Here is a 13,080-nt window from a genome sequence, read left to right as displayed (position 1 = left end):
ATCCGAAGATCGCCTTTTTTATTGCCCGTTTTTTACTTCACGACCTTCAGACTCGGCCTGCCACTCGGACGCGGCGGTTCGCTGTCTGGCGGAGGCGTATCGTCTTCGATCTCGATCTCGATTTCTTCGCCCTCTTCCATGGAGGGCTCCAGATCGAAAACCATGCCCTGGCCGTTCTCGCGGGCATAAATACCCAGGATGGCAGCGACAGGCACATAAAGCGTATGCGGCACACCGCCGAAGCGGCCTTCGAAGCTCACCGCTTCGTTATCCATATGCAGATGACGCACGGCACTCGGCGAAACATTCAGGACAATCTGCCCGTCATTGGCAAACCCCTGCGGGACCTGCACAGCCGGGTAATCCGCATTGACCAGCACATGCGGGGTGCAATCGTTATCGACGATCCACTCGTAAAGAGCACGAACAAGATAAGGGCGACTGGAGTTCATTAACGGCTCCTTAAGCCTTAGCGCATTTCACGTTCGGCAGCAGACAGACTCGTCTGAAAAGCCTCACGCGCAAATTGGCGCTCCATGTAATCAAGCAACGGCTTGGCAGGCCGCGGCAATTCAATACCCAAAATTGGCAAACGCCAGAGTATGGGGAGTAGACAGCAGTCAACAAGACTTAGCTCGTCGCTCATGAAAAAAGCTTTTTCCGCGAACAACGGGGAAACCCCGGCCAGACTCTCGCGAAGCTCCTTGCGCGCCTGAACACGAGCGGGCTCTTTGCTGCGCGTATCCAGGATCAGGTCGACAAGGCCGCACCAGTCTCTCTGAATACGATGGATCAGCAAACGGCTATTGGCACGGGCAACCGGATAGACGGGCAGCAGAGGCGGATGTGGATAGCGCTCATCCAGATACTCCATCACCACGGTCGACTCGTACAACGCCAGGTCACGATCGACGAGGGTCGGCACGCTGCCGTATGGATTTACTTCAATCAGTTGCGGCGGATGACGACCTGCCACCACTTCAATGATTTCGGCGCTGACACCCTTCTCGGCGAGCACAATGCGTACGCGATGAGAATAGTGGTCGGCGGGGTCGGAATAGCAGGCCAACCGGTTGGTCACGCCCATGGCGATCCTCCTCGCTTGTTAAAATTTATCGGACAGACGAACGAACGCGCTTCAAGGGCGCATCCGATAATGAACGCAACAGGACAGGTGTTCGTCGCGGGCCACAAGATAGCTCATTTACGCGATGTAAATTCCGTAATCTTCGTCGACAGGCGGATAAATTTCACAATATCGACGTAAAACGAGCACCGCGAAAAAATCCTGACCGAAAAAATCACGACCATAAAAAAACGCCCAGCCCCGCGAGGGGATGGACGTTCTTTTTTCGAACGAAGAGCGTATTAACGCTTCGAGTACTGCGGACGCTTACGCGCTTTACGCAGACCGACTTTCTTACGTTCAACTTCACGAGCATCGCGAGTCACGAAGCCTGCTTTACGCAGAGCGCCACGCAGTGTCTCGTCGTACTGCATCAGAGCGCGAGTGATACCGTGGCGGATTGCGCCAGCCTGACCACTTACACCGCCACCGATAACGGTGACGTAGATGTCGAACTTTTCAACTGTCTCGGTCAGTTCCAGCGGCTGACGAACTACCATGCGGGCAGTTTCGCGGCCGAAGAAATTGTCCAGGGAGCGGTTGTTGATCGAGATGTTACCAGTACCCGGACGCAGGAAAACGCGAGCGGTTGCGGTCTTGCGACGGCCAGTGCCGTAATTTTGAGTCGCCGACATAATGAACTATTCCGTTAAAACTTCAGTTCTTGGGGCTGCTGAGCAGTATGAGGGTGTACAGCGCCCGCATAGACTTTCAGCTTACGATACATGTCGCGACCCAGCGGGTTCTTAGGCAGCATGCCTTTGACCGCGGTCTCGATCACGCGCTCAGGAGCTTTGGCGATCAGCTTTTCGAAGTTGATCGACTTGATCCCGCCCGGAAAACCGGAGTGTGAGTAGTAGATCTTGTCGGTGGTCTTGGCACCAGTAACGCGGATCTGCTCGGCATTGATCACGACGATGTAGTCGCCGGTATCAACGTGCGGAGTGTATTCCGGTTTGTGCTTGCCACGCAGACGGCTCGCGATTTCGGTGGCCAGACGACCCAGGGTCTGACCAGCAGCGTCGACGACGAACCAGTCGCGCTTAACTGTTTCCGGTTTAGCAGTAAAAGTTTTCATTCTTTATAGCCTCAGGGGCCGCCCTGAAAATTAGACGGCGGATCTTACTGAATAGTGCGTACTTTGACAAGTCAAAGGCAGCCGGAAACAGACGCTATCGGGGGCTCGGGTCAGCGCGTCCGTTATACGGCAAGATTCTTCGGCAGACGGCGCATCACTTCCACTGCAAAGAGCTGGCGGATTATACAGACTGTAAAAATAACCTCAACCGGATTTTTTGTTCACATTCTGTTTATTGCCTGCGAGGCGTGGATTGGCGGATATTGACCCCCTTAGCACAAAGCCATCATGGGTGCCCTGCCGAGGGCACCCACGTAACGAGGCTGGACAGTTTTGGCAAAAAATAAGACGATCCAGCCGTAGCATGACCATTTACCCATATAAGAATAACGATTATGCCGATCCGACACGCCACTCTTCTGCGCCGCGTAAGCATCCTGACCACAGACAAGATGTTTGCCTCCACTGTCATGCAGGCCAAGGATTTCTTCCATCTGGCGAGCCTGCGCTACAGCAAGCAACTGGGCCATGGCCTGGTACCCGCCTTCGAAACGCGCCTGGTCAGCCCGGACGGGCTTTCGGTCAGCAGCTTCAGCGACGTCACCCTGCCGGTCGACGGCGCGCTGTGCCAGAGCGACATCATCGTCATCCCGGCCTTCTGGGACGATTTTGAAACCCTCTGCCAGCGTTACCCACAGATCCTGCCGTGGTTGCGCGAACAGCACGCCAACGGTGCCGTACTCTGCGCCGAAGCCACCGGCGTCTACTGGCTTGCCGAAGCCGGCTTGCTGGACGGCAAGGAAGCGACGACCTACTGGCGCTTTTTCAGCGCATTCGCCGAGCGCTATCCCAAGGTCCTGCTCAATCAGGAAAAGCACCTGACCGACGCCGACAACGTGTATTGCGCGGGCGGCACGACCTCGGCCTGCGATCTGTACATTTATCTGATCGAGCGCTTCCGCGGCGCCAATGTCGCCCAGGCCGTCGCCCGCGACATCCTCTATGAAGTGCGTCGCACCTACTCGCCGGGGCGAATCGGTTTTGGCGGTCAGAAGCTTCATCAGGACGTGGTCATTCTGCAGATTCAGCACTGGCTGGAAGAGCACTTTGCCGACAAGTTCCGCTTTGAAGACGTGGCCCGCGAGCACGGCATGAGCATTCGCAATTTCATGCGCCGCTTTCAGACAGCCACGGGCGACAAGCCGCTGCATTACCTGCAACGGCTGCGGATCGAAACGGCGAAGGGGTTGCTCTCGGGGACGCGCAAGAGCATCAAGACCATCAGCTATGAAGTGGGCTACGACGACGCCAGCTTCTTTGCCCGACTGTTCCGCCAGCACACCGAGCTGTCACCCAATCAGTATCGGCAACAGTTCGAAGGTCATAAAGAAAGGCTTTGAGGTGCAAGCAGAGTGGTCGAGCTTCAGGCCTGTAGCCTGAAGCTCGCCGACTTTTCGTATACAGCCTAGGGCTTGTGTGCCCGCGAGAGGAATTCGTGGGATTGCATTTCCAGCAGACGGCTGAGGGTACGCTGGAACTCGAACATCAACCGGCCGCCGGTGTACAGGTCCTTCAATTCGACCTCGGCCGAGATGATCAGCTTGACGTTGCGATCGTAGAACTCGTCGACCATGTTGATAAAGCGTCGGGCAATGTCGTCAGTGGCGACGTCCATCTGCTCGACGCCGCTGATCAGTACGGCATGGAAGATCTTGCCCAGCTCGATGTAATCGTTCTGACTGCGCGGGCCGTCGCACAACTCACGGAAGTCGAACCACGCCACATCGTCACAGGTGCGCAGCGCACGGATCTCGCGGTTTTCGATCATCAACACATCGTTTTCGATGGTTTCCGCGCAATCCGGAGTCAGCGCCTTGAAGCTTTTACGCAGGCTTTCCTGTGCAACTTCGTTGAGCGGGAAATGGAACAGTTCAGCCTGCTCGAGGTGACGCAGACGGTAATCGACGCCACTGTCGACGTTGACGATGTCGGTGTTCTGCTTGATCAGCGCGATGGCCGGCAGGAAACGCGCCCGCTGCAGGCCGTCCTTGTACAGGCCGTCCGGAACGATGTTGGACGTCGCCACCAGCGTCACGCCGTTCTTGAACAGCTCTTCCATCAGCGTGCCGAGGATCATGGCATCGGTGATATCGGAGACGAAAAACTCATCGAAACAGATGACCCGCGCCTCGTCGGAAAACCTCCTGGCGATGATCGTCAGCGGGTTTTTCTCGCCCTTGAGGGTCTTCATCTCTTCGTGCACGCGCTTCATGAAGCGGTGGAAGTGCGTACGGACCTTGTCCTGAAACGGCAGTGCGTCAAAGAACGTATCGACCAGATACGTCTTGCCGCGGCCTACGCCACCCCAGAAGTACAACCCCTTGACCAGCGTCTGCTCTTTCTTGCCGAACAGTTTGCCGAATAGGCCGGGCTTGCTGTCGTGAGCGGCGATCAGATCGTCGTACAGGCGCTGCAGATGGCGCACAGCGTTTTCCTGCGCGGCATCGTGAAAGAAGTCCGGGCGTTTCAGATCAGCTTGATATCGTTCTAGGGGCGTCATAATTCGTTAGCAAGGCAACAAAAACGGGTCGTCACTGTAGCGACGACCCCGGGGATTGGCAATCAGTCCTGTTGAGGAGCGAGCGCCAGCTTGAGAGTTTCGATGGCACTGTCGCGCGCGGCAGCGTTGGCGAATACCGGACTGTCAGCCACGCAGGCGCCGTCCAGCCACAGCGTGAAGCGATCGTCTTCGCTGCGCAGGTCCAGTTCGCCGCCCTGCTGCAACTGCTTGCTGACCACGCCTGCAGCCTTGCCATCGGCAAAGTTGCGCGACAACAGCAACTGCTCGCCATCGGCTGCCAGCAGACGGAAACGGAAGCTGCCGTCGTCTTCACGGAAGCTGACGAAACGAGCGCCCTTACTGGCCTTTTTCTTGCCGGTGTCGGCGTTCTGCACCACGGTACGGAACGACCGCAGGCCTACCGCCTCGCGCAGTTCCTCGAGGAATGGGGTGGCGACACGTCGGGCTTTCTGCGCGCCAGCGAGCAGGATGTCTTCGAGATCGGCAGGACGCTCGATCAGCCCCAGATACTTTTCACGCGGCTCGCTCAGCTGTGCATCCAGCAACGTGAACAGACGATTCTTGGCTTCACCCCAACCCAGGCCCTGCAACAGGTCAGCGCGGAACTCGGCGCACTGCTCGGCCGTCGAGAAAGCCTGGTACAGGGTAAACAGGTGCGAGGTGTCCGGATCTTTCGCTTCGCCCGGCGCACGCGAGTCGGTGACGATGCGCGAAATCGCGCTTTTCATGTCCTTGGCACCGCTGAACAACGGGATGGTGTTGTCGTAGCTCTTGGACATCTTGCGACCGTCCAGACCTGGCAGCGTAGCCACGCTCTCTTCGATCAGCGCCTCGGGCATGACGAAGAATTCCTTGCCATTGCCGAACAGGTGATTGAAACGCTGGCCGATGTCGCGGGCCATTTCAACGTGCTGAATCTGGTCGCGGCCTACCGGAACCTGGTGTGCATTGAACATCAGGATGTCGGCAGCCATCAGCACCGGGTAGCTGTACAGCCCCATGGTGATGCCTGCATCCGGGTCTTCGCCACCTTCCACGTTCTTGTCCACCGACGCCTTGTAGGCGTGGGCGCGATTGAGCAGGCCCTTGGCCGCGACGCAGGTGAGCAGCCAGGTCAGTTCCGGGATTTCAGGAATGTCCGACTGGCGATAGAAGGTCACACGATCAACGTCCAGCCCCGCTGCCAGCCAGGTCGCGGCGATTTCCAGACGCGAGCGCTGAATGCGCAGCGGGTCATCGCATTTGATCAGCGCGTGGTAGTCGGCCAGAAAATAGAACGAGTCGAAATCGCTCTGACGGCTGGCGACAATGGCCGGGCGAATGGCGCCCGCGTAATTGCCCAGATGGGGAGTGCCGGTGGTCGTGATACCGGTCAGGATACGAGTGGTCATGGCAGGTCGCTTATCAATAGGATGCAATACGGGCTGCAATCAGCTGGAAAGTCGCGGCAGGAGCAGATCTTTAAGATCAGTCAGCTTGCCGTGAAAAAAGTGTCCGCATTCTGCCACTTTCAGCAGCTCATGGGGACGTTGCAACGCGGCGGACCATGCATAGACCGTCTCGGGGTCGATCACTTCGTCGTTCTCCGGCTGAATGATCGTCAGCGGGCAAGCCTTGGGCAGTACGCTCTGGTCCTCGAGGCGCGAGGCCGCAGCCGCAATCAGAAACACGTGCGTGAGCTTTTCACCCTGCGCTTCCAGCCTGCCACCCAGGTTTGCAGCAACGTAGCCGCCAAAGGAAAATCCGAACAGGGTCATCGGCAGATCAGGATGTTGCGCCCGCAGCCATTGGGCGGCAGCCTGGGCATCATCAATCTCGCCCGGCCCGGCAACCGAGGTACCGGCACTGGCACCGACGCCGCGATAATTGAAGCGCAATGTGATCAAACCCTGATCGCGTGCGGTACGCTGCAACGTCGAGACGACTTTATTGAGCATCGTTCCGCCCTGTATCGGGTTAGGATGGCAGATCAGTGCAACACCTCGGGCGTCGGGGACGTCCTGATACAGCGCTTCGAGCTGGCCTTCAGGGCCATCGATAAATAATGGGGTTTCACGCATGAGCAAAACAGAACTCCGTGACCTCGAAATGGGTCGACTCGTCTAGCTGATTGTCTGCGGCATGCATATCAACGATACGTCGCGGGTATACAGCGCAGGTTCGAGCCGTTAACGTAAAGCAAAGCCGTTTATAGAGGAAGGACTCGTGGAACACTCGCTCTTAGTCTGGTTGTTGCCGACGCTCGCCCTGGTGGCCGGTGTCGTCATTGGTTTTCTGGTGGCACGCCTGCTGCCCAACACCGTTCCGAACAGCACCCAGCGCCAGCTGGATGACATTCAGGAGCGTTTCGACGCCTATCAGAACGAGGTAGTCACGCACTTCAACAGCACGGCCAATCTGGTCCAAAAGCTCTCACAGAGCTATCAGGACGTTCAGGAACACCTTGCCGAGGGCGCCAACCGTCTGGCTCTCGACGAGCTGACCCGCCAACGCCTGCTGGCCGCCCTGCACCCTGAGGCCAATCATGCGCACCGCGATCATCGCGACCGCCTGACCCCGCCACGCGATACTGAAACACCCAAGGATTACGCCCCCAAGTCGCCCAACACCCCGGGCATGCTGGACGAGCATTACGGCTTGAAGAAGTAAGCTTTCGCAGCCACACAAAAAGCCCGCCGCAGAGATTGTCTGCGGCGGGCTTTTTTGTGGCCTACCCCTTCGCGAGCAAGCTAAGCGAAGAGGCTAGTACAGGCGCTGAAAACCATTGGTCATTCACGCCTGCATGCGTATCAGATCGCGCCGCGGCTGCGCAGCAGATCCAACACCTGCCTGACGCTTTCTTCCACGTTGAGTGTCTGCGTGTCGATCACCAGATCGGCATTCAGCGGCACGTCATACGGGAAGGACTCGCCAGGGATATTGTCGCCATCAGCGGCATACAGGCCCTGTGGATCACGCTCGCGGCAGACCGTTGGCGACGCCTGTACATAGACGGTGAGCAGGCGATCCTTGCCGATCAGCGCCTTGGCGCGCTCACGCCCTTCGGCGTCCGGCGCAACGAATGCCGCCAGAGTCAGCAGGCCGGCTTCGTTGAACTGACGCGCCACATGCGCGGCACGGCTCCAGTTCTCGTTACGACCGGCACGGTCCTGTGGCAAGCCCTTGTTCAGGTCATGACGCAGGTTCTGACCGTCCAGCACATAGACCGCACGGCCCATGTCAAACAGCTTGCGCTCGACCGCATAGGCCAGCGTGCTTTTGCCCGCGCCGGACAGGCCGCTGAACAACACGGTGGCCGGTTGCTGACCGAAGCGCTGCGCGCGCTCTTCGGTGGAGACGTGAGCCAGTTCGCCATGGTGCTGCGAGCCGCCACCTGAAACAGGCTTGGCGATGATCATGCCCGCCGCAACGGTGCCATTGGTCAAACGATCGATGACGATGAACGAACCCGTGGTGCGGTTGCTGCTGTAGCCGTCCAGCGCGATGGGCGCGTCGAGGCTGACCTTGACGCGGCCGATCTCGTTCAGTTGCAACGAGCTGGCAGGGCCTTCCTCCAGTGTGTTCACATCGACCCGATGGGTGATGCTGGCAATGGAGCCTGGCACATAGCTGGTGGCGCGCTTGATGTCGTACTTCTTGCCCGGCAGCATTGGCTCTTCGGCCATCCACACCAGCATGGCATCGAACGCATCGCTGACCTGCGGAACGTTGTCGGCATGCACCAGCAGGTCACCACGGGAAATGTCGATCTCGTCTTCCATGGTCAGTGTCACCGCCTGACCCGGCCCCGCCTGCTCCAGCTCGCCTTCAAAGGTGACGATGGACTTCACACGGCTGCTCTTGCCCGACGGCAGCACGACGATCTCGTCGCCCTTGTGCACGATGCCGCTGGCCAGCGTACCGGCGAAACCCCGGAAGTTCAGGTTCGGACGGTTGACGTACTGCACCGGGAAACGCAGGTCCGCATAGTTGCGATCGCTGGCGATTTCGACCGTTTCGAGAATTTCCATCAGCGACTGGCCGGTGTACCAGGGCGAACGCTCGCTCTTGTTCACCACGTTGTCGCCCTTGAGCGCCGACATAGGTACAAAAGCCATGGTGGTCGGTTTGAACGCGATGCCCTCGGCAAACTTCAGGTAATCGGCCTTGATCGACTCGAAAACGCTTTCATCGAAGCCGTTGAGGTCCATCTTGTTGATGGCGACGACGATATGCTTGATGCCCAGCAGCGAGGCGATATAGCTGTGACGACGGGTCTGGGTCTGCACGCCATAGCGGGCGTCCACCAGAATGATCGCCAGGTCACAGGTCGACGCACCGGTGGCCATGTTGCGGGTGTACTGCTCGTGGCCCGGAGTGTCGGCGATGATGAACTTGCGCTTGGCCGTGGAGAAATAGCGATAAGCGACATCGATGGTGATGCCCTGCTCCCGCTCGGCCTGCAGGCCATCCACCAGCAACGCCAGATCGACGTCATCACCCGTGGTACCGGACTTCTTCGAGTCACGGGTGATAGCTTCCAGATGATCTTCGTAGATCATCTTGGAGTCGTGCAGCAAACGGCCGATCAGCGTGCTCTTGCCGTCATCGACGTTGCCACAGGTAAGAAAGCGCAGCATTTCCTTGCGTTCGTGCTGGCCCAGGTAGGCGAGGATGTCCTCGCTGATCAAATCAGATTGATGCGACATGTGACACCCCTTAGAAATAACCCTGACGTTTCTTTTCTTCCATCGAGCCAGCGCCGTCATGGTCAATGACCCGGCCCTGGCGTTCGGAAGTTCGCGTCAGCAACATTTCCTGAATGATGTCGGTCAGGCTGGTCGCTTCGGACTCGACAGCACCGGTCAGCGGGTAGCAGCCGAGGGTGCGGAAACGGACCTTTTTCTTGACGATGCGCGACTTCTCTTCATCGGTGAGATGCTCGAGGATGCGCTCGTCGTCGATCATGATCAGCGTGCCGTTCTTCTCGATAACGTCGCGCTCGGCGGCGAAATACAGCGGCACGATCGGGATGCCTTCAAGGTAGATGTACTGCCAGATGTCCAGCTCGGTCCAGTTGGAGAGCGGGAACACACGGATAGACTCGCCTTTGTTGACGTTGCCGTTGTAGACGTTCCACAGCTCGGGACGCTGGTTTTTCGGGTCCCAGCGGTGCTTGCTGTCGCGGAACGAGTAGACGCGTTCCTTGGCCCGGGACTTCTCTTCGTCGCGTCGGGCACCGCCAAAGGCGGCGTCAAAACCATGCTTGTCGAGCGCCTGCTTCAGGCCCTCGGTCTTCATGATGTCGGTGTGTTTGGCGCTGCCGTGGGTGAACGGGTTGATGCCCTGTGCCACGCCATCGGGGTTGATGTGGGTGATCAGGTCCAGGCCCATTTCTTCGACCATCTGGTCGCGAAAGCGATACATCTCCTGGAATTTCCAGCGGGTATCGACGTGCATGACCGGGAATGGCAGTTTACCGGGGAAGAATGCCTTGCGTGCCAGGTGCAGCATCACGGCCGAATCTTTGCCGATCGAGTACAGCATCACCGGGTTATCGAACTCGGCGGCGACCTCGCGGATGATGTGGATGCTTTCCGCCTCCAGCTGTTTCAGATGCGTCAGTTTGTCAACCATGGCTACTCACGGATTGCGTTCGTTATGGACCGGGAAACCCCGGGGCGGCCAGCGGGCCGTATTCGAGCCGCGCACTTTAACATGCGTGATATCGCTAATCAGCGATGCAACTAGATCGAAACGATCTATGCATATGCCCTGCTGTTTGATCGTTCAAATCGGGTTCGGACAGTCGATAAAGATATGTTCGAGCGCAAATCGCCGCGCCAGATAATCGCCCAGTGCCTGAACGCCATAGCGCTCGGTGGCATGATGGCCGGCGGCGATGAAGCTGATGTCGTTCTCTCGTGCGCTATGAAACGTCTGCTCCGACGCTTCGCCACTGAGGAACAGGTCGACGCCCTCAAGCACCGCCTGATCGATGTAGTTCTGCCCCCCACCCGTGCACCAGCCGACACGGCGAATCATCTGACTGCCTTCGATGAGCAATGGCTCACGCCCCAGCGCGTCCTGCACGCGACGAGCGAAATCCCGCGCAGTCATGGGTTCGGACAGCGAACCGATCAGCCCGACCACGCGCGGGTTTTCGGGGTCCAGAGGACCTTCGACCGTGATGTCCAGTTGACGGGCCAGTTGCACGTTGTTGCCCACCTCGGGATGCACATCCAGCGGCAGGTGGTAGGCCAGCAGGCTGATGTCATGCTTGAGCAAGGTTTTCAGGCGACGCTGCTTCATGCCGACGACACACGGGTTTTCGCCCTTCCAGAAATAACCGTGGTGGACCAGAACCAGATCAGCCTGAGCGTCGACTGCCGCGTCCAGCAGGGCCTGACTGGCCGTCACGCCACTGACGATGCGCATGACTTGCGGCCGCCCTTCGACCTGCAGGCCATTGGGGCAGTAATCCTGAATCCGGGCACTGTTCAGATAGCGGTCGGCTTCTTCGACCAGGGTGCTCAGGGCAACAGCCATAAAAGACTCCTAAATATGCAGTTCAGAGCTGCGTTGTACTCGTATAATGCCCGCCATTATGGCGCACCCGTGGCAAAACTTTCTGCGCCCGCAACCATCAGGACTTGTTAAATGTTCAAGGCACTGCGTTTTTTCGGCTGGCCATTGCTGGCTGGCGTGCTTATCGCCATGCTGATTATTCAGCGCTATCCGCAGTGGGTCGGTCTGCCGAGCCTGGATGTCAATCTGCAACAGGCCCCACAGACCACCAATGTCATGCAAGGTCCGTCTTCCTATGCCGACGCGGTCATTGCCGCAGCGCCCGCGGTGGTCAACCTCTATACCACCAAGATGGTCAACAAGGGCAACAACCCGCTTTTCGAAGACCCGCAGTTCCGACGTTTCTTCGGCGATAACACGCCCAAGCAGAAGCGTATGGAATCGAGCCTGGGTTCTGGCGTCATGATGAGCCCCGAAGGCTACATCCTGACCAACAACCACGTCACCACCGGCGCTGACCAGATCGTGGTCGCGCTCAAAGACGGCCGCGAAACTATTGCCCGGGTCATCGGCAATGACCCGGAAACCGACCTGGCGGTGCTCAAGATCGACCTGAAAAACCTGCCGGCGATTACCATCGCGCGCTCTGACAGCATCCGCATCGGCGACGTGGCACTGGCTATCGGCAACCCGTTCGGCGTCGGCCAGACCGTGACCATGGGCATTATCAGTGCCACAGGGCGCAATCAATTGGGCCTCAACACCTATGAAGACTTCATTCAGACCGATGCGGCCATCAACCCGGGTAACTCGGGCGGCGCACTGGTGGACGCCAGCGGCAATCTGATCGGCATCAATACCGCGATCTTTTCCAAGTCCGGCGGCTCGCAGGGCATCGGCTTCGCCATTCCGACCAAGCTGGCCATGGATGTCATGAAGTCGATCATCGAGCACGGTCAGGTCATTCGTGGCTGGCTGGGCATCGAAGTTCAACCCCTGACCCAGGAACTGGCCGAATCCTTCGGGCTGAAGGATCGTCCAGGCATCGTCGTGGCGGGCATCTTCCGCGACGGACCGGCGCAGAAAGCCGGGCTGCAACTGGGTGACGTGATCCTGAGCATCAATGGCGAACCTGCCGGCGACGGGCGTCGTTCGATGAACCAGGTGGCGCGCACCAAACCCAAGGACAAGATTGCTATCGACGTAATGCGCAACGGCAAGGAAATGCGCCTTAGCGCCGAAGTCGGCCTACGCCCACCACCCGCCCCGACACCCGTCGCAGCACCGGAGTGACGCGTCAGTACCTGAAAGTACGGTACGACGCAGATCTGTGACGCCGGGAATAAAGGGCTTCCAGGCTTCTGTCCGAAGGGCGTGAGAGCGAGGTGTTTTCGGGCGATGTGAAACACTCACACAGGTCCGGGGTGTTTTCGGGCCATGTGAAGCACTCACACAGGTCCGGGGTGTCTTCAAGCCATGTGGATTACTCACACAGGTCGGCTGTGTTTCGAGCCGTGCGAATGCCCTGCGGCACTGATGACCTGGTGGGAGCCAACTGTCTTTCATCATCCCCCGATGAGTGGGCATTTTATAATGCCATCGCGGATAGATTCCGCGATGGCGGGCAAAGCCCGCCCCCATTCAAACCGCATGATCACGCCATGGTGTTCCGTCGCGCACCATGGCGTTCAGGCGTATCAGCAACACCCGCATGCAGGCCACAAGGGCCACTTTCGCGCACTTGCCTTTGGCACGCAGCCTCGCATTGCGCTCCTTGAAATCGGCGTT

At 58.5% G+C, this 13,080-nt stretch carries 13 protein-coding genes and 1 pseudogene; 3 read left to right on the top strand and 11 right to left on the bottom strand.

Going from position 1 to position 13,080, the window contains the following annotated elements; all coding sequences use genetic code 11:
• Nucleotides 1-32: 32 nt before the first annotated feature.
• From P406_RS13735 to rplM, 4 genes are all read right to left on the bottom strand, one after another.
• Entirely contained in the window at nucleotides 33-452 is a 420-nt protein-coding gene (locus P406_RS13735) for a ClpXP protease specificity-enhancing factor (protein WP_003418802.1), read from the bottom strand.
• 17 nt (nucleotides 453-469) lie between these two features.
• Nucleotides 470-1,087: a glutathione S-transferase N-terminal domain-containing protein gene (locus P406_RS13730; protein WP_003406040.1), complete on the bottom strand. Its 618-nt coding sequence runs from the start codon at nucleotides 1,085-1,087 to the stop codon at nucleotides 470-472.
• Nucleotides 1,088-1,368: 281 nt separating this feature from the next.
• Nucleotides 1,369-1,761 carry a 30S ribosomal protein S9 gene (rpsI, locus tag P406_RS13725; protein WP_002555064.1) on the bottom strand — a complete coding sequence of 131 codons (393 nt, stop codon included), beginning with the start codon at nucleotides 1,759-1,761 and terminating at the stop codon, nucleotides 1,369-1,371.
• A 14-nt stretch (nucleotides 1,762-1,775) separates the two neighbouring features.
• Nucleotides 1,776-2,204: a 50S ribosomal protein L13 gene (gene rplM / locus P406_RS13720; RefSeq protein ID WP_002555065.1), complete on the bottom strand. Its 429-nt coding sequence runs from the start codon at nucleotides 2,202-2,204 to the stop codon at nucleotides 1,776-1,778.
• Nucleotides 2,205-2,698: 494 nt separating this feature from the next.
• Here rplM and P406_RS13715 point away from each other — a divergent pair, with 494 nt between their 5' ends.
• Complete coding sequence (locus tag P406_RS13715; RefSeq protein ID WP_162234462.1) at nucleotides 2,699-3,604, top strand: GlxA family transcriptional regulator; 906 nt, start codon at nucleotides 2,699-2,701, stop codon at nucleotides 3,602-3,604.
• Between the two features lie 65 nt (nucleotides 3,605-3,669).
• Here the strand turns inward: P406_RS13715 and zapE are convergent, their stop codons facing one another.
• The 3 genes from zapE to P406_RS13700 form a co-directional block, all read right to left on the bottom strand.
• A complete protein-coding gene (zapE, locus tag P406_RS13710) occupies nucleotides 3,670-4,764 on the bottom strand; it encodes a cell division protein ZapE (RefSeq protein ID WP_003340671.1) in 1,095 nt (364 codons plus the stop codon).
• Nucleotides 4,765-4,826: 62 nt separating this feature from the next.
• Entirely contained in the window at nucleotides 4,827-6,176 is a 1,350-nt protein-coding gene (locus tag P406_RS13705) for a tryptophan--tRNA ligase (RefSeq protein WP_024959683.1), read from the bottom strand.
• A gap of 39 nt (nucleotides 6,177-6,215) precedes the next feature.
• The gene (locus tag P406_RS13700; protein WP_046236477.1) at nucleotides 6,216-6,845 is read right to left on the bottom strand and encodes an alpha/beta hydrolase; all 630 of its coding nucleotides are present in this window, start codon (nucleotides 6,843-6,845) and stop codon (nucleotides 6,216-6,218) included.
• Nucleotides 6,846-6,990: 145 nt separating this feature from the next.
• Between P406_RS13700 and P406_RS13695 the strand changes: the two genes are divergently transcribed.
• On the top strand, nucleotides 6,991-7,434 hold the full coding sequence (locus P406_RS13695; RefSeq protein WP_003418807.1) for a Z-ring associated ZapG family protein: 444 nt from the start codon (nucleotides 6,991-6,993) through the stop codon (nucleotides 7,432-7,434).
• Nucleotides 7,435-7,574: 140 nt separating this feature from the next.
• Here P406_RS13695 and cysN read toward each other — a convergent pair whose 3' ends face one another.
• From cysN to P406_RS13680, 3 genes are all read right to left on the bottom strand, one after another.
• Nucleotides 7,575-9,473, bottom strand: a complete 1,899-nt coding sequence (gene cysN / locus P406_RS13690) for a sulfate adenylyltransferase subunit CysN (protein ID WP_046236476.1) — start codon at nucleotides 9,471-9,473, stop codon at nucleotides 7,575-7,577.
• Nucleotides 9,474-9,483: 10 nt separating this feature from the next.
• The gene (gene cysD, locus P406_RS13685) at nucleotides 9,484-10,401 is read right to left on the bottom strand and encodes a sulfate adenylyltransferase subunit CysD (protein ID WP_003313577.1); all 918 of its coding nucleotides are present in this window, start codon (nucleotides 10,399-10,401) and stop codon (nucleotides 9,484-9,486) included.
• 153 nt (nucleotides 10,402-10,554) lie between these two features.
• Nucleotides 10,555-11,313 (bottom strand): Nif3-like dinuclear metal center hexameric protein, encoded by a 759-nt coding sequence (locus tag P406_RS13680; RefSeq protein ID WP_003364071.1) that lies wholly within the window; start codon nucleotides 11,311-11,313, stop codon nucleotides 10,555-10,557.
• 111 nt (nucleotides 11,314-11,424) lie between these two features.
• On the opposite strand from P406_RS13680, the gene algW reads away from it, so the two are divergent.
• Nucleotides 11,425-12,585, top strand: a complete 1,161-nt coding sequence (algW, locus tag P406_RS13675) for a Do family serine endopeptidase AlgW (protein WP_003340656.1) — start codon at nucleotides 11,425-11,427, stop codon at nucleotides 12,583-12,585.
• 348 nt (nucleotides 12,586-12,933) lie between these two features.
• Here algW and P406_RS29855 read toward each other — a convergent pair.
• Nucleotides 12,934-13,080, bottom strand: a pseudogene (locus tag P406_RS29855) (IS110 family transposase); the annotation flags it as partial.

Origin of the sequence: Pseudomonas syringae pv. coryli str. NCPPB 4273 (assembly GCF_000972175.1) — a bacterium.
Taxonomy (GTDB): domain Bacteria; phylum Pseudomonadota; class Gammaproteobacteria; order Pseudomonadales; family Pseudomonadaceae; genus Aquipseudomonas; species Aquipseudomonas syringae.
This window is presented reverse-complemented; position numbering and strand designations above follow the sequence as displayed.